Source organism: Nocardia sp. NPDC004604, from assembly GCF_040609795.1.
Taxonomy (GTDB): Bacteria; Actinomycetota; Actinomycetes; order Mycobacteriales; family Mycobacteriaceae; genus Nocardia.
In genome coordinates, this window is record NZ_JBEXLC010000029.1 from 25,820 (window position 1) to 45,784 (window position 19,965).

Here is a 19,965-nt window from a genome sequence, read left to right on the forward strand (position 1 = left end):
AATCAGCTGATCTGCCAGGAGCCGACCTCGCGGTATCCGGAGTTGTAGATGGCCGAACCGTCGCCCTCGATCAGCTGGTAGTGCTTTACGTTGCCGCCCCAGTAGCGCAGGATGCGACCGAGCTCATCGGCGAGATCGGCAGGTGCTCGGACGCCCTCGGGCAGGACATCCAGATCTACCTCCAGGGTGAATTTCACCTTGTCGAATCTACCGGCGCGCCCTCGCCCGTCCCGCGCTTCGCTGTATGTTCCTCCGATCGCCGGGCGGGATGCGGACGTGGAAAGGTATCGTCGGGCGGGAAAATTTCACACCCAACGGGGGCTCGCACCAGCGGGCTGAGAGGACGGCTAGCCCAATTCGGGCGTTCAGGGCCGTCGACCGTATGAACCTGACCAGGTAATGCTGGCGTAGGGAGGAAATCAAATGGGCACAACTGCGTCCGCGGGTCGCTCCGCAGGCTCCGCTCCTGTCGACTCCGTGACCACCGGTCCGATCGAAGGCAGCGTCAAGCACTACCAGCAGGTCGATGACCTGCGCATTCCGGTGCGTCGGATCAATCTGACCAATGGCGAGCACTTCGACGTCTATGACACCTCGGGCCCGTACACCGACGAGGCGGCGACCATCGACCTGGACGCGGGGCTGCCCAAGCTGCGCGACGGCTGGGCCGAGCCCGAGGTCGACGGTCCGCCGACCCAGCTGGCCTGGGCACGTCAGGGCATCATCACCCCCGAGATGCGTTTTATCGCCGCGCGCGAGGGCGTGCGCGCCGAGCTCGTGCGCGACGAGGTCGCCGCCGGCCGCGCCGTCATCCCGGCCAACCACAAGCATCCGGAGCTGGAGCCGACCATTATCGGCAAGAAGTTCCTGGTGAAGATCAATGCCAATATCGGCAACTCGGCCGTCTCCTCCTCGATCGCGGAGGAGGTCGAGAAGATGGTGTGGGCCACCCGCTGGGGCGCGGACACCATTATGGATCTGTCCACCGGCAAGAACATCCACGAGACCCGCGAGTGGATTCTGCGCAACTCCCCGGTCCCGGTCGGCACCGTGCCGATCTATCAGGCGCTGGAGAAGGTGAACGGCGATCCGACCGCACTCACCTGGGAGATCTACCGCGACACCGTGATCGAGCAGTGCGAGCAGGGCGTCGACTATATGACCGTGCACGCCGGTGTGCTGCTGCGCTATGTGCCGCTGACCGCCAAGCGGGTCACCGGCATCGTCTCGCGCGGCGGATCCATCATGGCCGCATGGTGTTTGGCGCACCACCAGGAATCGTTCCTGTACACCAACTTCGCCGAACTCTGCGAGATCCTGGCGCGCTACGACGTGACCTTCTCCCTCGGTGACGGCCTGCGTCCCGGCTCCATCGCCGACGCCAATGACGAGGCGCAGTTCGCCGAGCTGCGCACCCTCGGCGAGCTGACCAAGATCGCGAAATCCCATGGCGTGCAGGTGATGATCGAGGGTCCGGGGCACGTGCCGATGCACAAGATCGTGGAGAACGTGCGGCTGGAAGAGGAGTTGTGCGAGGAGGCGCCGTTCTACACCCTCGGCCCGCTCGCCACCGATATTGCGCCCGCCTACGACCACATCACCTCGGCCATCGGTGCCGCGATCATCGCCCAGGCCGGTACCGCGATGCTCTGCTATGTCACCCCCAAGGAGCATCTGGGTCTGCCCAACCGGGACGATGTCAAGGTCGGCGTGATCACCTACAAGATCGCCGCCCACGCCGCCGACCTCGCCAAGGGCCACCCGCACGCCCAGGACCGGGACAACGAGTTGTCCAAGGCGCGCTTCGAATTCCGCTGGCGCGACCAATTCGCGCTGTCGCTGGACCCGGATACCGCCCGCGAGTACCACGACGAAACCCTGCCCGCCGAACCCGCCAAGACCGCCCACTTCTGCTCCATGTGCGGACCGAAGTTCTGCTCCATGCGCATTTCCGCGGACGTCCGGGAATACGCCGCGCGCCAGGGACTTTCGGAAACCGAAGCGATCGAGGCGGGGATGGCGGAGAAGTCCGCCGAGTTCGCCGACCACGGCGCCCAGGTGTACCTGCCCGTGGTCTCGTAGTTTCGTCCGCGGCGGTGACCTTGCCGCACTTATGGACGTGAGCGGGCCCGATCCGAACGTGCGGATCGGGCCCGACTTATTCGCTCACGCGGAGTTTGTCAGCGGTCGGTGCGAAGATGCCGGTTGAATCCAGGCCGAACAGGTCGCCGACAGATTGGAGCCGTGATGGGCAAGGAGTTCCAGGTGACGTACGACTGCGCCGATCCCGGTGCGCAGGCGACGTTCTGGGCGGAGGCGTTGGGCTATCACCTGCAACCGCCGCCCGCGGGCTTTCCGGATTGGACGACCGCGTTGACTGCCTGGGGCGTACCGCCGGAGCATCACAACGACCGGTCGGCCATCCTCGATCCCGATGGCTCGGGGCCGCGGCTGTTCTTCCAGAAGGTGCCCGAACCGAAGACCGCGAAGAACCGTGTACACCTGGATATCCGCGCCGCGCCCGGACTGACCGGCGACGAACGGATGACCGCGTTGGAAGCCGAGGCAACCCGACTCGTCGCGATCGGTGCAACGCGACTCAGCCGTACCGAGCCGGGCGGCTTGGACGCTGGTCACATCGTGCTCACCGACCCGGAGGGCAATGAGTTCTGCCTGGACTGAAAGTCGATGCCGGCGTCCGAGTCGACGCAGCCACCCGTCCACCGCATCACTCCGCAAACCTACGCAGTCCCTCACCCCGCCACCTCGGTACTTTGCCGCATAACCATTGGCTACCTCGTAGGCCGTACCGTGTGCGAGGTCGCCACGAGCTATGCGCCACTCGACCTGCCCTCGTGGCACCCGACAATGCACGCGTGGGATCGCGTTATGGTGCGGTGCGGGCATGCCAGATGCGACCGCGGACCTCGCCGAGGCCGATGCGATGCGAATTCGGACCCGGGGCCGAGGCGGTGATGACCACCTCGTCGCCATCCTCGAGGAAGGTGCGGTGCAGGCCGTTCACCGTGAGGGGTTCGGCTCCGCCCCAGGACAATTCGATGAACGAACCGCGCTGGTCGGGGGAAGGTCCGGAGATGGTGCCCGAGGCGTAGAGGTCGCCGGTGCGGGTGGCGGCGCCGTTCGCGGTGAGATGCGCCAGCATCTGCGCCGGTGACCAGTACATCCGGGCATACGGTGGGTGCGCGACGGTTTGGCCGTTCCAGCGCACGGCCAGATCGATATCGAATCCCCATGGCTGGCTGCCCCGCAGATAGGGCAGCGGCTGGGGCACTTGCTCCGGCAGCGGTATGCGGGCCTCCTCCAACGCGGCCAGCGGGGTGACCCAGGCCGACAGCGACGTCGCGAAGGATTTGCCGAGGAAGGGGCCGAGCGGCTGATACTCCCAGGCCTGGATATCGCGTGCGGACCAATCGTTCACCAGCGCGACGCCGAAGACGTGCTCGGCGAACTCGTCGATATCGATGGGGGTGCCCAGCTCGGAACCGACCCCGACCAGGAAGCCGAGCTCCGCCTCGATATCGAGACGCTGTGACGGTCCGAAATCCGGTGTGCCGGATTGTGTTCGGCGTTGGCCGCGCGGGCGCACGATATCGGTCCCGGAGACCACCACGGTGCCGGCGCGTCCGTGATATCCGACCGGCAGATATCGCCAATTGGGTAGCAGCGGTTCGGAATCGGGACGGAACAGTCTGCCGAGGTTCGTTGCATGGTCGATGCTGGCGTAGAAGTCGACGTAATCGCCGATCTGCACCGGCAGTTCGGTCCGCACATCATGCAGTAGGTGCACGGCGGCCGTGGGCAATTCGGTATCGATCAGCTCGCGGATCCGGTTGCGCACCTCGCGCCAACGACGCGGTCCCTGCGCCATGAAGGCATTGAGGCTCGGCTCGGCGAATACCGGATCCTCCAGTGCCGCAGCCAGATCGATGACGTACTCGCCGATCCGGACGCCGACGCGAAAATCCTCGCCCTCGGGTGCGAAGACCCCGTAGGGGAGATTGCGGGGGCCGAAGAGGTCGTCGTCGGCTACTTCGACGCGGGTCTTCATGCGGGCCCACGACGCTGGTCCGCGTGCGGGCGCTGATCGGATCGCCGGTGTCCGTCGGACTGTGGTCCGCGACCCGACCAGGTCCACGCATATCCGGGATCCTCACAGGCCAGCGCGCCCTCACCGAGTTCGAGCGGCCGGAACGTGTCGACCATGACCGCGAGTTCGTCGAAGAAGTCGATGCCGATACTGCGCTCGTACGCGCCCGGCTGCGGACCATGCGCATAGCCGCCGGGATGCACCGACACCGACCCCTGGCCGATGCCCGAACCCCTACGCGCCTCATAGTTTCCGCCGCAGTAGAACATGATTTCGTCGCTGTCGACATTGGAGTGGTAGTACGGCACCGGAATCGATAGCGGGTGGTAGTCGACCTTGCGCGGTACGAAATTGCACACCACGAAGTTGACGCCCTCGAAGGCCTGATGGGCGGGCGGCGGCTGGTGCACCCGGCCGGTGAGCGGTTCGAAATCGGAGATATTGAAGGTGAGCGGATACAGGCAGCCGTCCCAGCCGACCACATCGAAGGGGTGCGTTGCGTAGATCATCCGGGTGCCGACCACGCGACCGCCGGGACGGTGTTTCACCAGCACCTCGATATCGGTTCCGGTGGCCATCAACGGCTGCGACGGGCCGTGTAGATCGCGCTCGCAGTACGGCGAATGTTCCAGCAGCTGACCGAATTTCGATAGATAGCGCTTGGGTGGCGTGATGTGGCCGGCCGCCTCGATGACATACGCGCGCAGCGGTTCCGGGCCGGTCGGTAGCCAGCGGTGCGTGGTCGCCCGCGGAATCAGGACCTGGTCGCCCTGTCGGGCGGGGATGGTACCGAAGACCGTTTCGACAACGGCGGCACCGGATTCCACGTACACCAGCTCATCGCCGATCGCATTGCGGTACAGCGGTGAGGCGCCCTTGGCCGCGACATAGGAGATCCGCACATCCGCATTCCCGAGCAGCAGCCGTCGGCCGGTGACCGGATCGGTTTCGGCCGGAGTATCGCCGGGGAACAGCTGGTGCAGCCGCAGATGGCGATGGCGTAGTGGATGATTCGGGGTCAGGGACTGGTCCGGCAACTCCCAGACCGTCGAGTCGACGATGGCGGGCGGCAGACCGCGGTGATAGAGCAGCGAGGAATCGCCGGAAAAGCCTTCCTCGCCCATCAGCTCTTCGTAATAGAGCTGTCCCTGGTCGTCTCGATGCTGCGTGTGTCGCTTCGGCGGCACCGCTCCCACCTGCCGATAAAACGCCATGACCGCACCTCCGCCGGACCGCTGAATATGCCCCCATCGTAGTGCCCGGTGGTGGGGTACAGGGCCGGATCGGTGGACATTTTGCCGGTCCAGGGCCGCCTTCTGCGGCATTCCGTCTAGTGATAGGGCCAACTGCTGAACAATTGTCGACCGCCGGTCGGGCCAGTCGAGCGCATGGCGCAATCGGTGGCGTTTGCTCAGGCGTGGCGCAGCGCGCGGTATACGGCCGAGCCGACGAATGCCCCGAGGCGCTGCGGATCCCAGTCGCCCTCGCCGGTGAGCAGGGTGCGCACCGCGCCCTCGCCCGCGGACACCCACAGTTCCACCAGCACCGGCAGTTTATGGTCGGCGTCCGCGGTGCCCCATGCGTGCAGTGTCGGTCGCAGCAGTGCGGTGCAGCGCTCGACGGCGAGTTTGCGGCCGCGCCCGAATGAATCCGCAACGGCGGGATCGGGATTGCCGTACAGCAGTCGCCACGCATCGGGCCGATCGGCCGCCTTCTCCAGCAGTGCGCGGAAGCCGTCGATGAATACGGTCTCGCCCGCGTCGACATCGCGGGGCGGCAGCACCTCGAGCAGTCCGCCGACGAGAAAGCTCTCCTCACGCTGGATCAGTGCCTCGATCAGTTCGACGCGATCCGGAAAGCAGGCGTACACCACGGGCCGGGTCACATTCATCCGCTCGGCGATCGCGGCCATGGTGACCGCCGCGATGCCGTGTTCGACGGCGATCGCCAGTGCGGTGTCGAGCACCTGGGGTCGGCGACGCTCGGGGCCCAGATGCTGAGCCCGCTGCCGTGGCCGCACCGCCGTCTCGCTACCCATGCGGACCAAGATATCAGCGTTTCACCGTGGATTCGCGCTGGTCCCGAGCCTGAAGATGGCTTTCCTACGTCAGTGCACAATAATTCTACGGTCGCGGATGAAAGTCGCCGGAGCGGCAACCGGACGGCTGATCACAGCCGAGGAGTCATCGTTGACCGAAACTCTCTTCAACCCGAAAACCTGCGAATTCGCCGAATTCGACGCGGAGACCACGCAGACTGCTGCGCACCACCGTCGAGCTCGGCCCAGGCTTCTGGGGTGAAGAGGATCTTCACGCGTCGTCCCCATCGTCGGTTTCATCGAGTTCGTGGTGCTCGACGTCACCGGACCGTAGCTGTTCGATGGATCGCTCGAGATGACGCGCATTGGCCGGGGATCCGAGCAGATAGGCGGTTTCCTTCAACGACTCGTACTCACGCAGCGAGATCACGACGGCAGATTCACGTCCCGCTCGAGTGATGACGACCTCCTCTGGCTCGTTGAACGTCAGTCGGTGAATTCGGCGATTACCGGGGCGTGGTCGCTGGCGCCCTTGCCTTTTCGTTCCTCGCGGTCGACCAGGGCGTCCTTGGCGCGGGCGGTGAGGGCGGGGGAGCCGAGGATGAAGTCGATGCGCATGCCTTCTTTTCGGGGGAAGCGCAGCTGGGTGTAGTCCCAGTAGGTGTAGACGCCGGGGCCGGGGGCGAACGGGCGCATGATGTCGGCGAAGCCGGTTTCGACAATGGCGTTGAAGGCGTCGCGTTCGGGCTGGGAGGTGTGGGTTTTGTCGGCGAAGTATTCGACGGACCAGACATCGTCGTCGGTCGGCGCGATATTCCAGTCGCCGACCAGGGCTATCTGGGCCTGTGGATTGTCGGCGAGCCATTGGGCGCCGTTATCGCGCAGGGCGGCAAGCCATTCCAGTTTGTAGGTGTAGTGCGGGTCGTCGAGGGTGCGGCCATTGGGGACGTAGAGGCTCCAGACTCGGACCCCGCCGCAGGTCGCCCCGAGTGCGCGCGATTCCACGATCGGCGCGCTGATCAGCGATTCGCCTGCGTCCTTATCGAAGCCGGGCTGATTCGGGAAGGCGTCGGCCACATCGTCCAGGCCGATGCGGGAGGCGATGGCCACGCCGTTCCACTGGTTCAGCCCGATATGGGCGACCTCGTAGCCGAGTTCGTCGAAGCGCTCGAACGGGAACTGGTCATCACGGCATTTGGTTTCCTGCATCGCGAGCACATCGATGTCCTGGCGGTCGAGGAAGTCCGCGACCCGGTCGAGGCGGGAGCGGATCGAATTGACGTTCCAGGTCGCGAGACGCACGGATGCCTTCCTTCACAATGGGTTATAGCTCTGTTCTACCGCAGGACCATTGGTTCAGCGAGGCCCGTCCGGCGTGGCGTAGCGGTAGGTGTGGTGGTCGAGGAAACCCAATTCGTGGTACATCGCGATGGCCACGGTGTTCTCGGCCTCGACCTGGAGGTAGGCGTGGGTGGCGCCGCGGTCGGCCCCCCAGCGGATCAACTCCGCGCACACCAGCGACCCCAGTCCGTGTCTGCGGTGTTCGGCCGCCACCGCGACGCAGGTCAGACCGATCCAGCGGCGACCATCCGGCGCGGTGGTGAGCGCGCCGCGGCCGATCGCGATGGGCCGGGGCAGGCCGAGCGAGGCGAATCCCACCTCGCCGTCGTGCACCGCCGTCAGTACCTCGACCACCGGCGGTGTGGAAACCGCCTGTGCCGCAGGGGCTTCGCCGCCGTGCCGGTGCATCGATAGCCACGCGGCATCGGGCGCGGGTGCGATGCGCACCATCGGCGGTCCCTGCGGCAGTACGAAATTCTCGATATCGATGGCGAGCAGCCGGGTCTCCCGTCGACTGCGCCAGCCCGGCGGCAGTGGGGCGAGTCGATCGGGCAGTGCGAGTTGGACCGGCAGCCCGTGCGCGGTGTACCACTCGCCGATCCGCTGCAGCGTATCCGCGCCGAGCGCCGCCGGACCGTCCGAACTGCCGAGCGGCACAGCGGAATTGGCGCGGTAGGTGTATCCGTGCCCGGCACGCAACAGCCACCCGTCGATCCATGCCTGCTCGATTCCGGGCCAGCCGTATGCCGCGGCGGCCTCCAGCGCGCGAATCTCCCTGGTGCGAATCGGCCTGGGCCCCAACGCTTTCATTGCCACCACGCGATCGGGGGCAACCGCGACGACCTGTCCGTCCGCGCCGCGCACCGTCGGCGGATCCAGTGAAACCAATTCGCCGATCACATCGGTGAGTGGTTGTGGATAACCCGCTGGCAACCGATACCGCAGTACAACGCGCCGACCCAGTTGGATATCGGGCAATGGCGAATCGCCCGGTTGGCCCGCCCGATCTGGTCGCTGCGCCGACTCCGCTCCCGCAGGATCAGTCATCGTGTCCGAACGGATCGGGCACCGTACCGGGAATCCAGCTGAGTCCCGGTGTGCCCCAACCGTTCCGCTTGATCGCCTTCTTCGCCGCGCGGGCGTTGCGGCCGACCAGCACATCCACATAGAGATAGCCGTCGAGATGTCCGACCTCGTGCTGCAGCATGCGGGCGAAGAAACCCTTGCCCTCGATATCGACCGGATTGCCGTGCTCATCGGTTCCGGTGACGCGCGCCCAGTCGGCGCGGCCGGTGGGGAACTGCTCGCCGGGCACCGACAGGCAGCCCTCGTCGTTATCGTCGGGATCCGGCATGGTCTCCGGAATCTCCGAGGTCTCCAGCACCGGGTTGATCACCGCACCTTTGCGCCGTACGGTCGCACCCTTCTCATCGATATCGGGGCAGTCGTAGATGAACAGCCGCAACGGCACGCCGACCTGGTTGGCGGCCAGCCCGACGCCATTGGCGGCATCGAGCGTGTCGTACATATCCGCGATCAGCTCGGCCAGCTCCTCCGGCGTCTGGGTGACCGGTTCGGTCGGATTGTGCAGTACGGGATCACCGACGATCACGATGGGGAGGATTGCCATGGCGTCAATTATTGCCGATGGCGTTCGCGCGCCCGACAACGCGTCGTTGCGACTCGCTACCGACCGGTAGGGACACGCCGCACCGAAGGTGGGGCAATCCCTGGAGCCCGTGGTTGAATGATCCGCGACGTATAAGCATCATTTTTCGTCTGGTGGTTCTTACTCGGCGAGGGAGCAAGATGGACGGCGCAGCGGCTCGGAATCTGTCCGCGATCCAGGACGGCCATTCTGCGAGCGAAGATGTCACGGCCGCGCAGGTCGGCGATGGCAGTGACGGTCTCAGCCGTCGTGAGCACGACATTCTGGCCTTCGAACGGCAATGGTGGAAGTACGCCGGTGCCAAGGAAGAGGCCATTCGTGAGCTGTTCGGCATGTCGCCGACCAGGTACTACCAGGTGCTCAACGCGGTGGTGGACCGGCCGGAGGCACTGGCCGCCGATCCCATGCTGGTGAAGCGGCTGCGGCGACTGCGGGCGAGCAGGCAGAAGGCCCGAGCCGCCCGAAGGCTCGGCTTCCAGGTATGACGCGCCGCCGTAAAGGCGGGCCCCGCGCAACGACCACAGGGCCCGGTTTGCGGATAGGGTCTTTTACGTGAGCAACTCGAATCCCACCCCCGGCGGGCCGCCGTTGCGCGCGCTGGCGATGGTGTTGATCGCGCTGGCCATCGTGTTCGCCGGACTCGGCGCGATGTCGTTGTCGAGTTCGGACTCCGATACCTCGGGGGCGGGTGAATCCTCGACCGCGGCAATGGGGCAGACCACCGCGACCACGGGTCAGGCCGCGGCAACCACGGGTCAGGCCGCGGCAACCACGGCGGTCGCGACGACCACTCCGGTGGCGTCGACCACAAAACCGGCCGCTACGTCGTCGACCACAACGCCGACGACGACCCCGTCGACCACAACGGCGAATCGCGCGGTGCCGGTACGGGTTCTGAACAACAGCACGGTCCCCGGATTGGCCGCGCGCACGGCGAATGAGCTCACCACCAACGGCTGGACGGTCGCCGAGGTCGGCAACTATCCCGGCCCGAATATCTCGAATACGACTGTGTACTACGGCAATAGCCCCGGTGAGAAAGAGGCCGCACTGGCCATTGCCGACGAACTGGGCGTGACCGCCGAGCCGCGAGCCGCCGGTTCGGGTTCGGGTGTCACGGTGGTTGTCACGGGCAACTGAGGTGTATCTCGGCCCGAGTGATGGGCCGGGAGGCGGTAGCCCGAGCGTGACCATGAGGTCCCGGGAGCGTCGCGAAATGAATACCGCCTCGCCGCGACACGGCCCTGTCACGGTACGACACGGCGGGCGTGGCATCATCTTGTCCGGTAACGAACGTGTCCACCCAGCTTTACTCGTAAACTCGGTACTCGTAAAGGAGTTCCCCCGATGGCCCCGTACACATCTCGTCGCCCGTCCTGGCGGACTGTGACCCCGGTGCTCGCTGTCGCGGTCTTCGGCCTTGCCGCCTGTTCGAACAGTCAGGAATCGAGCGAAGTCAAGGGAACGACGCCCCCGGTGTGGACGGGTGCTTCCGCCCCGCCCGCAGGCGAGTTCGGCACCGAGACGGGCGCGCCGAACGCGAACCCGGGGGTGAAGGTCGACCTGAAGGACCCCGCTGGCGCCTCGGTCGCCGTCGCGAATATCACCAAGGACGGTAACCACCTGCAGGTCAGCGTCGAGGCGCATGGATTGCGTCCGGGCTTCCATGGCCTGCACATCCACCAGGTCGGCAAGTGCGAGCCGAATTCGGTCGCGCCCACCGGCGGTCCCGCGGGTGACTTCCTCTCCGCCGGTGGCCACCTGCAGGTCGGCAGTGCCAATGTGCATCCGGCCAGCGGCGATCTGACCTCGCTCGAGGTCCGTGCGGACGGTTCGGCCAAGCTGGTCACCACCACCGATGCGGTGACCCTGGACGACATCAAGGGCAAGGCCCTGATGATCCACGCCGACGCCGACAACTTCGGCAATATCCCCAACCGTTATGTCCGCGCCGACGGTGTCGCGGGTCCGGACGAGACCACTCTTGCGACCGGCGACGCGGGTGGCCGCGTCGCTTGCGGCGTCATCCAGTAGCAAGGTTCACCGATATGGCCGGGACAGCAATCGCGCGAGTTCCCTTCAAGGGCTCGCCCCGGCCTACTATCGGGATCGAATGGGAGATCGCGCTCGTCGACAAGGTGACCCGCGATCTGTCGAATACCGCTGCGGCCGTATTCGATTCGCTCGGCGAGTTGCGCGCCTACGACGGCACACCGCAGGTCACCAAGGAATTGCTACGCAATACGGTCGAACTCGTCACCGGTGTGCACAACTCGGTCGGCGAGGCGGTCGATGATCTGCGCGGCACCATGGATACCGTGCGCCATGCCGCCGATCCGCTCGGCGTCGATCTGTTCTGTGCGGGCACCCATCCGTTTGCCCAGTGGTCGGCCCAACAGCTCACGCGCTCAGCGCATTACGACGAGCTGATCGATCGCACCCAGTGGTGGGGCCGCCAGATGATGATCTGGGGCGTGCACGTGCACGTCGGAGTCTCGCACCGCGAGAAGGTCTTTCCGATTCTGAACTCGCTGCTGCTGTCGTATCCGCATCTGCTGTCGCTATCCGCGTCCTCGCCGATGTGGGCCGGTGCGGATACCGGTTATGCGAGCAACCGGACGCTGATGTTTCAGCAGCTGCCGACCGCCGGTCTGCCGTTCCAATTCGAAAACTGGACGCAGTTCGAGCATTTCGTGCACGACCAGATGAAGACCGGGGTCTTCGAGCAGCTCGGCGGCATGCACTGGGATATCCGGCCGGCGCCGAAATGGGGCACCATCGAGGTGCGGGTCTGCGATGGGATTTCGACCCGCGCGGAGCTGGCGGCCATGGCTGCGCTGATCCACTGCCTGATCGTCGACCTCGATCAGCGTCTCGAGAACGGTGAAGTGCTGCCGTCCATTCCGCCGTGGCATGTCCAGGAGAACAAGTGGCGGGCCGCCCGCTACGGCCTGGACGCGATCGTCATTGTCGATGACGACAGCAACGAGCGATTGGTCACCGACGATCTGACGGATCTGCTGCACCGGCTGGAGCCGACCGCCAAGCGGCTGGGATGTGTGGACGAACTCGCGCTCGTGGCGGAGATCCCGCAGCGCGGTGCGTCCTATCAGCGCCAGCGCAAAGTGGCCGCGAGCACACAGGGCGATCTGGTCGCGGTCGTCGATGCCCTGGTCAAGGAGCTGGACCAGTAGTTCGGCCGGGGTGAACGGTCGGCTGACGTTCAGTTGGCCAGGGGGATGGCGTTCATCCCCCGTTTACTATGGTCGATGTGCTTGTCGAAGATCCGGGTCAACGCGTAGCGATAGCTCGCAAAGCGCTCGAAAAGGACAGCCGTGGCAGCCGCATCGAGCGGGTGCGCGCGCTACGCTCGCGGATCTGGGTGGTGGCCGCGATCGCGGCGGTGCCGGTGCTGCTCATCGCCCTGCAGCTGGGTTCGATCGGGCACGATTTCGAGGGTCCGCTCGGCAGTCTGTGGCACGACTACGTCGGCACGCCCAAGTCCATGTCGTTGCCGTGGGCCGGACTGATCCTGGCCCTGGTCGGAATCTCCCAGCGCCGCAGGATGATCGCGGTCGGCATCGCGGCGGGTATCGATGCGGTGTGGGCGGGTATTCGCCTGCTCAGCGGTGCATCGTTCGCCATCGGCAATGGTCCGACCATTGTGCTGACCGGTCTGGCGCTGGTCGCGGGATTGCGCTGGCGCGGGGTCGAGCGGCGCAATGCGCTGCACGCCGCCGCCCTCGGCGCACTGCTGGTCCTGGCCACCAAGGTCGGTGATGTGTGGCTGCACATTACGGTGGTCAGCCGCCCACAGGTCTACGACGTCTATGTGGCGCTCGCCGACCACGCGCTCGGTGATCCATCCTGGGTGATGGGTCGGGTGGTGGACGCACTCGGACCGGCCGTCTACGCGGTACTGCACTGGGTCTATATCGAACTTCCGGTGGCGGCGATCGTCGTCGCGGTGTGGCAGCTGCGCCGGGTGGTTTCGACCGGTATATGGCCGAGTCACTATCTGGTGCGCACCTTCCTGGTGCTCGGACTGCTCGGCCCGGTCATCTATGTGATCTTCCCGGTGGTCGGTCCGATGTTCGCCTTCGGCGCGGACGGCCACGGCCTGCAGGTGGGCAACTTCTGGCCCGGTGTCATCCCACCGGTCGACCGCAATCCGGCGCCGATGCCCTTCGACGCCTTCACACCGCGCAACTGCATGCCCTCCATGCACACCGCATGGGCGCTGTCGGTCTTTCTGCACACCCGCCGCGACACCGACGGTTCCCGCGCTCCGCTGTGGTTGCGCTGCCTCGGCGCGTTCTGGCTGCTCGCGACATTGACCGCGACCCTCGGCTTCGGCTATCACTACGGCGTCGACCTGGTCGCGGGCGCCGTGCTGTGCCTGACCGTCGACTCCGTGTTGCGCGATCCCGAACGCGGTTGGGGCTGGTTCCGCGTGCGACTGGTCCTGTTCGGCGCGGCGATCCTCGGCACACTGCTGCTGGCCTTCCGCTATCTCGCGGTCTCGATGGCCGAATATCCGGTGCTGGCCGGGACTGTCGTACTCGCGCTGCTGGCCGCCATGGCCGCCGCATTCCACGCGACCTGGTTCGCGGTGGTGCCGGTGAGCGCAGCCGAGGAGCCGATTCCGGTCCGATCCTGATGCGGCTCAGCGGGTGTCGTCGGGCAGTTCATTGACGCGCCGCAGCCCGTCACGGTAGCGCTGTTCCCGGTAGGCGGTGCGGCCGATCAAGTGGGCGATCACCGGGGCGGTGAGCAGGGTGAACAGGCCGACCAGCACCAGCAGCCCGATATTGCCGTGGCCGCGCAATTGGATCGCAGTGCCCGCCAGCACCAGGACCAGACCGACCACCTGAGGTTTGGTGGCGGCGTGCATGCGCGAGAGGGTGTCGGGGAAGCGCACGATGGCAATGGATGCGGTCAGTGCGAGTGTCGCGCCGGTCAGGATGAGGGCTCCGGCGGCCAAGTGCCACAGGTTCATACGTCATCCCTGACCCGGAATCGGGAGACCGCGGCCGAGCCGAGGAAGCCGACCAGGGCCAGCGCCACGATCGCCGGCACGACCGTGGTGTCGTCGGTGTAGGCGGCCCAGACCGCGAGTCCGGAGGCGGCGATGGCCATCAGCGCGTCGATGCCGACGACCCGGTCCAGGGTGTCCGGACCGGCGAGAATGCGGTAGCTGACGAGTACGCCGGCGACCGTCAGCATGATGCCCGCCACAATGGCGACAACGATCACGATTCCACCTCCGGATCGGAAGTTCTGCTGCCCGAACGCCATTCGGCGGGGCGCTCGAACGACGAGATGAGCAGCCGCTCCAGCCGCCGGGTGGTCCGGTAGAACGTATCGACCGCCGCCTCGCTGCTCACATCCAGCACATGCACGTAGATGACACAGCGCTGACGGTCGATCTCCAGCACCATCGTGCCGGGGATCAGATTGAGCACATCGGCGCACAACACCAGCACCAGATCCGATCGCATACTCAAATTCACCCGGAGCACGCCGGAGACCGGCGGTGGCGCCGGACGTACCGCGAACCAGGCCACCTGCAGACTGGATTCCAGCGCGTAATACGCACTGACAATGATCAATTCGGCCAGCGACACCGGATGCAACCGCCCGGATACCGGGACCCGGGGCAGCGGCAAGGTCAGCATGATCAATGCGCCGACGCCGAGTCCGGCCAAGAGGTTGCCGACACTGAGATCGCCCCAGAGCATCAACCAGACGATCGTCAGCCATAGCAGCACGCCGATCCGCACCGCCGTCGTCCGGCTGGGCAGCAAGCGTGCCGCGCCGGTACTCATAACCGCACCACGCATATGCTTCGCTCGCTCATCGGATCGGCCCCTTGCTCACTTTGCCGTGTTCGGCAGACGAACTGCCCAGCACCGCACCGACGTACACCGTGGGATCGCTCAGGTCCGTTGCCGCTCGATCGGCAATGCGCAGGACCGGACCGGCGAAGACGGTCAGACAGAGACCGGCCACCACGAGTGCTGTCGTCGACAGCACCATCAGCAGCGGCATCCGTCCGGGATCGGTGCGCTCGTCATAGCGCACATCGGTCGAATCCTCCACCAGGGTCGGCGGTTTCGCCGCGGTGAGATGCCCCTCGGGTGCCTCGGCGCGCGGCCGCCAGAACGCCTTGCTCCACACCCGCGCGACGGCATACAGCGTGAGCAGACTGGTCACCACCGAACCCCCGACCAGCACCCAGGCCAGTACGCTGCCATCCGCCGCGCCCGCCTGCAATAGGGCGACCTTGCCGATGAACCCCGAAAACGGCGGTATGCCACCGAGATTCAAGGCGGGCACCAGGAACAGGATGGCCAGCAGCGGACTCGCCGTCGCCAAACCACCGAGTCGGCGCAGCGATACCGAGCCCGCCTGCCGCTCGATCAGGCCGACCACCAGGAATAGTGCGGTCTGCACCAGAATGTGGTGCGCCACATAGAACACCGCGCCGGACAGTCCGGCGGCGGTGGAAAGTCCGATGCCGAACACCATGTACCCGATATGGCTTACCAGCGTGAACGACAGCAGCCGTCGGATATCGCTCTGCGCGATCGCGCCCAATATGCCGATCAGCATGGTGAGCAGGCCGCAGACGAGCAGTATGTCGTCGAAGCCGCCGTCGGGGAACAACAGCGTGTGGGTCCGGATGATCGCGTACACGCCGACCTTCGTCAGCAGGCCCGCGAATACGGCGGTTACCGGGGCGGGGGCGGCGGGATAGGAGTCGGGCAGCCAGTTCGACAGCGGGAAGACCGCCGCCTTGATGCCGAAGGCGACCAGCAGCACCGCGTAGACGGCCATCCGAATGCCATTGGGCGCCTCGCCCATTCGTACGGCCAGCTGGGCCAGATTCAGTGTTCCGGTGGTCGCGTAGGCCAGCGCGATACCGGTCAGGAAGATCAGCGACGACACCATCGAGACCATCACGTATGCGATACCCGCCCGGATCCGGTCCGCGGTCGCGCCGACGGTGAGCAGCACAAAGGATGCGGCGAGCAGGATTTCGAAGCCGACGAACAGGTTGAACAGATCGCCAGCCAGGAAGGCGGCCGAAACACCCGCGGTGAGTACGAGATAGGTGGGCCGATAGATCGAGGTCGGCTGCCGCTCGTCACCGTCGCGAATATGCTGGCCCGCAGCGTAGGTCGAGACCGCGAGCAAGACGATCGCGGAGACGAGCAGCATTGCCGCGGAGAGCCGGTCGACCACCAGCGTAATGCCGATCGGCGTGGCCCAGCCGCCGACCTGTAGGGCGGTAGTGCCATCGCGGTCTACCAGATACAACAGCATCGCGCAGATGACGACCACAGCGGCGAGCGCGCCCAACATCAGCGTGCGCTGGATGTGGGGCCGTCGTCCGAACACCAATGTGCCTGCGGCCCCGAGCAATGGCACCAGGACCGGCAGCGGTGCGAGCGTGGTCAGCGGATCGCTCAATGCTCCGGATCCTCGCCCTCGCGCCGGGCGGCGACCTCGACGTCCGCCGGTTCGTTCTGCACGTTCTCGGTGGTGGTGAGGATGTAGGAGCGATAGGCGAGCGCGAGCACGAAGGCCGCCAGGCCCATGGTGATCACGATGGCGGTGAGCATCATCGCTTGCGCCAGCGGATCGGCCATCTCCTGGCCGGCCTGGTCGGCCTCGCCGCGGATGGGTGGTCGCCCGTGCGGCCCGCCGACGGTGAGGATCAGCAGATTCACCGCATTGCCGAACAGGATCATGCCCAGCAGCATTTTCGACACCGCACGTTCGAGGATCAGATAGACCCCGCACGCGACGAGAATCCCGATCAGCATCAGCAGGGTCAGATTCACACTCACTGGAAACCTCCTCGCGGCGAGGCGGATTCGTCCTCGGCGCTGGCAAGTTCGCTGTCCAGACGGGCGCCGAGGCTGCGCAGCACGTCCAGGACCAGGCCGACCACGATCAAATAGACACCGAGATCGAACAGCAGTGCGGTCACCACCTTGACGTGCCCGATCACCGGCAGCGTCACCTCCAGCAGCGCCGAGGACAGCGGCGGCGCGCCGACCAGCAGCGAGGCGGCCGCGGTTCCGGCGGCCAGCGCAAGTCCGGCGCCGAGCAGATGTCCCGCGTCGACGGGTAGTGCTTCGCCGAGTTCATAGCGGCCACCCGCGAGATAGCGCAGCGTCAGCGCGAGTCCGGCGGTGAGCCCGCCCGCGAAACCGCCGCCGGGGGCATTGTGGCCGGAGAAGAAGAAGTACACGGACAGCACCATGATGGTCGGAAAGACCAACCGGGTGGTGATCTGCAGGACCATCGATCGGTAGCGCCGATCCACCAACCGGCCCGCGGGTAGCCAGCTCACCAGGTCCGGATCGTAGTTCGGGGCATCCACCGCGCGCGGGGCGCTGCCGAAGCGCCGATGGCGGAATACCAGCGACGCGACACCGGTCGCCGCCACGACGAGCACCGAGATCTCGCCCAGGGTGTCCCAGGCCCGGATATCGACCAGCAGGACATTGACCGCGTTCTTGCCGCCTCCGAATGTGTATGCGGCATCGGGGATCAGGTGCCAGATGGGTTCGGTCGAGCGCGCGGCGATGGCGAAGGCGGCCAGCACCGCCACCGTCGTACCGACCAGCACGGACAGGATGGCCCTGCGTATTTTGAATGCGGCCGTGCGGCTTGCCTCGATCTCGGCTGGAAAGGCGCGCAGTACCAGCACGAAGAACACCAGAGTCAGTGTTTCGACCAGGAATTGGGTGAGCGCCAGATCGGGCGCACCGTGCAGCGCGAAGATCACACCGCAGCCGTAGCCGGTGACACCTACGACCAACACGCTGGCCAACCGGTTGCGCAGCACGGTCGCGCACAACGCCATGGCGACCATGATCGCGGCGATTGCCGCCTGGAACGGCGAATCCCATAGGCGCAGGCGAATACCGGTGCGGGTACCGACCGCGAGCAGCACCGCAGGCAGCAGGATCAGCGTCACCAGGATCGCCGCCTGACTCAGCGGCAGCGAACCGCGCTGTACGGCACCGGTCATCCGCAACGACAGCCGGTCCATGCCCCGCAGGGTGGCGTCGTAGGCGCGGTCGGCATTGCCGAGCAGAGTCGCGGATTCACCGATGCGACCGCGCATGCGGAACAACACGATGCCCGCGCAGATGACCAGAATCGTCAGTGCCAGTGGGGTATTGAACCCGTGCCAGAGTGCTGGATGCGAGTCGAGCACGCCGGGAAGGGTTTTCGCATAGGGGTTCAGCAGCCGATCCAGCCATGGTGCGACAAGGCCGGCGACCAGGCTGCCGATCGCGAGCAACGCGGGCGCGCCCAGCAATGTCACGCCCGGCGCATGCCAGTGACCGCGCCCGTGCGAACCGCTATCGGCATCCGGCGCCAGGGGTGGTAGCTCCTTGTCCGCGAAGGCGCCCCAGATGAATCGGATGCTGTAGCCGACCGTCAATATGGATCCGAGCACCACACCGGCGGTCAGCACCAACCTGGCGGGTTCGGCGAGGATATCCGCGTCCAGGAGCGCGCCGAGCGCGCTCTCCTTGCCGACGAATCCGAGCAGTGGCGGTATTCCGGCCATGCTGAGCGCGGCGAGCACCGCGATCGCGCGCAGCACCGGAGCCCGACGACCCAGCCCCGACAACTCCCGCAGATCACGCGTCCCGGCCCCGTGGTCGATGATCCCGACCACCATGAACAAACACGCCTTGAAAAGCGCGTGCGCCACGATCAATGCCGCTCCGGCCAAGGCCGCATCGGGTGTGCCGATCCCGACCAGCAGGATCAGCAACCCCAACTGGCTCACCGTCCCGAAGGCGAGCACCAACTTCAGATCGGTCACCTGCAGCGACCGCAACCCCGCGAGCACCATCGATGCCACGCCGAGGGTGAGGATCAGCGGATGCCAGGCCGGGCTACCGGCGAATGCCGGTGCGAGCCTGGCAACCAGATACACACCCGCCTTCACCATGGCCGCCGCATGCAGATACGCGCTGACCGGTGTCGGTGCCGCCATCGCGCCCGGCAGCCAGAAGTGCAGCGGCACGATGGCCGATTTACTCAACGCCCCGACCAGCAGCAGCACCACCGCGACCGTCGCCGCGCGGCCCGTCGGCGGCCCGGCCAGCAGATTCGACAGCAGATAACTGCCGCCGACCTGCCCCAGGATGACGATCCCGACCAGCATTGCCAGCCCACCCGCGCCGGTCACCAACAGTGCCTGAATCGCCGCCCGTCGACTGACGGCCTGTTCGGCATTGTGGCCGACCAATAGGAACGACAGCACCGTCGTCATTTCCCAGAAGACGAAGAGCAGCAACATATTATCGCTGGTGACCAGCCCGAACATGGCCGCGGCGAAGGCGACCAGCTGTGCGGCGAATACCCCGAGCCGGGGTTCGTCGTCCTCGAAATACCGGGCGCAATAGACCAGAATCAGCGCTCCGATGCCGAGTACCAGCGCGGACATGATCGCGGCCAGCGTGTCGAAGCGCAGATCGATGTTCATCTCGATACTCGGCGCCCAGCTGACCCGAACCCGCTGCGTACTACCCCAATTCGCGATCACCCAGCCGAGGCAGCCGAACGGCACCAGTGCGAGTACATAGAAACCGTTGCGCCCCAACATCCGCACGCACAGGGGAGCGGCCAGTGCGGCCATCGCGAGCGCGAGCAGGATTGCGAGCAAACTGCACTCCGGCGGGTAGTTGCGGCGGCGTGATGCGAACGATGTTACCCAGGGCCTGGGACTTTCATCGGCCGAGCGGGTATGGCGTATGCCATCTCCGCGCG

General features: G+C 66.0%; 21 protein-coding genes and 1 riboswitch. Of the genes, 7 read left to right on the forward strand and 14 right to left on the reverse strand.

Annotation, left to right across the window (positions count from 1 at the left end; all coding sequences use genetic code 11):
* Positions 1-2: 2 nt before the first annotated feature.
* Complete coding sequence (locus tag ABZW16_RS13460) at positions 3-197, reverse strand: hypothetical protein (protein WP_354955490.1); 195 nt, start codon at positions 195-197, stop codon at positions 3-5.
* A gap of 107 nt (positions 198-304) precedes the next feature.
* Positions 305-431: riboswitch (TPP riboswitch) on the forward strand.
* Here ABZW16_RS13460 and thiC point away from each other — a divergent pair.
* Both thiC and ABZW16_RS13470 read left to right on the forward strand, forming a co-directional pair.
* The gene (gene thiC / locus ABZW16_RS13465) at positions 424-2,082 is read left to right on the forward strand and encodes a phosphomethylpyrimidine synthase ThiC (protein WP_354955491.1); all 1,659 of its coding nucleotides are present in this window, start codon (positions 424-426) and stop codon (positions 2,080-2,082) included. Its footprint overlaps the riboswitch before it by 8 nt.
* Positions 2,083-2,247: 165 nt before the next feature.
* Positions 2,248-2,682, forward strand: coding sequence for a VOC family protein (locus tag ABZW16_RS13470; protein WP_354955493.1), 435 nt, complete (start codon positions 2,248-2,250; stop codon positions 2,680-2,682).
* 205 nt (positions 2,683-2,887) lie between these two features.
* Here the strand turns inward: ABZW16_RS13470 and fahA are convergent, their stop codons facing one another.
* The 7 genes from fahA to ABZW16_RS13505 all read right to left on the reverse strand — a co-directional run bounded on the left by fahA (position 2,888) and on the right by ABZW16_RS13505 (position 9,117).
* Positions 2,888-4,069, reverse strand: a complete 1,182-nt coding sequence (gene fahA, locus ABZW16_RS13475; protein ID WP_354955495.1) for a fumarylacetoacetase — start codon at positions 4,067-4,069, stop codon at positions 2,888-2,890.
* The gene (locus ABZW16_RS13480; protein WP_354955497.1) at positions 4,066-5,322 is read right to left on the reverse strand and encodes a homogentisate 1,2-dioxygenase domain-containing protein; all 1,257 of its coding nucleotides are present in this window, start codon (positions 5,320-5,322) and stop codon (positions 4,066-4,068) included. Before ABZW16_RS13480 ends, fahA begins: the two co-directional genes overlap by 4 nt.
* Positions 5,323-5,519: 197 nt before the next feature.
* Positions 5,520-6,146, reverse strand: a complete 627-nt coding sequence (locus ABZW16_RS13485) for a TetR/AcrR family transcriptional regulator (protein ID WP_354955499.1) — start codon at positions 6,144-6,146, stop codon at positions 5,520-5,522.
* Between the two features lie 271 nt (positions 6,147-6,417).
* Complete coding sequence (locus ABZW16_RS13490) at positions 6,418-6,645, reverse strand: type II toxin-antitoxin system prevent-host-death family antitoxin (RefSeq protein ID WP_354955570.1); 228 nt, start codon at positions 6,643-6,645, stop codon at positions 6,418-6,420.
* Complete coding sequence (locus tag ABZW16_RS13495) at positions 6,633-7,448, reverse strand: exodeoxyribonuclease III (protein WP_354955501.1); 816 nt, start codon at positions 7,446-7,448, stop codon at positions 6,633-6,635. Before ABZW16_RS13495 ends, ABZW16_RS13490 begins: the two co-directional genes overlap by 13 nt.
* 54 nt (positions 7,449-7,502) lie before the next feature.
* Positions 7,503-8,534, reverse strand: a complete 1,032-nt coding sequence (locus tag ABZW16_RS13500; RefSeq protein WP_354955503.1) for a GNAT family N-acetyltransferase — start codon at positions 8,532-8,534, stop codon at positions 7,503-7,505.
* The gene (locus tag ABZW16_RS13505; protein ID WP_354955505.1) at positions 8,527-9,117 is read right to left on the reverse strand and encodes a peptide deformylase; all 591 of its coding nucleotides are present in this window, start codon (positions 9,115-9,117) and stop codon (positions 8,527-8,529) included. The genes ABZW16_RS13500 and ABZW16_RS13505 overlap by 8 nt, the downstream gene beginning before the upstream one ends.
* A 179-nt stretch (positions 9,118-9,296) precedes the next feature.
* Here ABZW16_RS13505 and ABZW16_RS13510 point away from each other — a divergent pair, with 179 nt between their 5' ends.
* The 5 genes from ABZW16_RS13510 to ABZW16_RS13530 all read left to right on the forward strand — a co-directional run bounded on the left by ABZW16_RS13510 (position 9,297) and on the right by ABZW16_RS13530 (position 13,816).
* Positions 9,297-9,641, forward strand: a complete 345-nt coding sequence (locus ABZW16_RS13510) for a DUF3263 domain-containing protein (RefSeq protein WP_354955507.1) — start codon at positions 9,297-9,299, stop codon at positions 9,639-9,641.
* A gap of 118 nt (positions 9,642-9,759) precedes the next feature.
* Positions 9,760-10,296 (forward strand): LytR C-terminal domain-containing protein, encoded by a 537-nt coding sequence (locus ABZW16_RS13515; protein WP_354955572.1) that lies wholly within the window; start codon positions 9,760-9,762, stop codon positions 10,294-10,296.
* 207 nt (positions 10,297-10,503) lie between these two features.
* On the forward strand, positions 10,504-11,190 hold the full coding sequence (locus tag ABZW16_RS13520) for a superoxide dismutase family protein (protein WP_354955509.1): 687 nt from the start codon (positions 10,504-10,506) through the stop codon (positions 11,188-11,190).
* A gap of 14 nt (positions 11,191-11,204) precedes the next feature.
* Entirely contained in the window at positions 11,205-12,350 is a 1,146-nt protein-coding gene (locus ABZW16_RS13525; protein ID WP_354955511.1) for a glutamate--cysteine ligase, read from the forward strand.
* A 161-nt stretch (positions 12,351-12,511) separates the two neighbouring features.
* On the forward strand, positions 12,512-13,816 hold the full coding sequence (locus ABZW16_RS13530) for a DUF5933 domain-containing protein (protein WP_354955574.1): 1,305 nt from the start codon (positions 12,512-12,514) through the stop codon (positions 13,814-13,816).
* 6 nt (positions 13,817-13,822) lie between these two features.
* Here ABZW16_RS13530 and mnhG read toward each other — a convergent pair whose 3' ends face one another.
* The 6 genes from mnhG to ABZW16_RS13560 are packed head-to-tail and all read right to left on the reverse strand — an operon-like array spanning position 13,823 to position 19,861.
* The gene (gene mnhG / locus ABZW16_RS13535; RefSeq protein ID WP_354955513.1) at positions 13,823-14,155 is read right to left on the reverse strand and encodes a monovalent cation/H(+) antiporter subunit G; all 333 of its coding nucleotides are present in this window, start codon (positions 14,153-14,155) and stop codon (positions 13,823-13,825) included.
* Positions 14,152-14,412 carry a monovalent cation/H+ antiporter complex subunit F gene (locus ABZW16_RS13540; RefSeq protein ID WP_354955515.1) on the reverse strand — a complete coding sequence of 87 codons (261 nt, stop codon included), beginning with the start codon at positions 14,410-14,412 and terminating at the stop codon, positions 14,152-14,154. The genes mnhG and ABZW16_RS13540 overlap by 4 nt, the downstream gene beginning before the upstream one ends.
* Entirely contained in the window at positions 14,409-14,984 is a 576-nt protein-coding gene (locus ABZW16_RS13545) for a Na+/H+ antiporter subunit E (RefSeq protein WP_354955517.1), read from the reverse strand. The genes ABZW16_RS13540 and ABZW16_RS13545 overlap by 4 nt, the downstream gene beginning before the upstream one ends.
* Before the next feature lie 28 nt (positions 14,985-15,012).
* Entirely contained in the window at positions 15,013-16,632 is a 1,620-nt protein-coding gene (locus ABZW16_RS13550) for a Na+/H+ antiporter subunit D (RefSeq protein ID WP_354955519.1), read from the reverse strand.
* Positions 16,629-17,012: a Na(+)/H(+) antiporter subunit C gene (locus tag ABZW16_RS13555; RefSeq protein WP_354955521.1), complete on the reverse strand. Its 384-nt coding sequence runs from the start codon at positions 17,010-17,012 to the stop codon at positions 16,629-16,631. Before ABZW16_RS13555 ends, ABZW16_RS13550 begins: the two co-directional genes overlap by 4 nt.
* Entirely contained in the window at positions 17,009-19,861 is a 2,853-nt protein-coding gene (locus ABZW16_RS13560; RefSeq protein ID WP_354955523.1) for a Na+/H+ antiporter subunit A, read from the reverse strand. Before ABZW16_RS13560 ends, ABZW16_RS13555 begins: the two co-directional genes overlap by 4 nt.
* Positions 19,862-19,965: the final 104 nt, after the last annotated feature.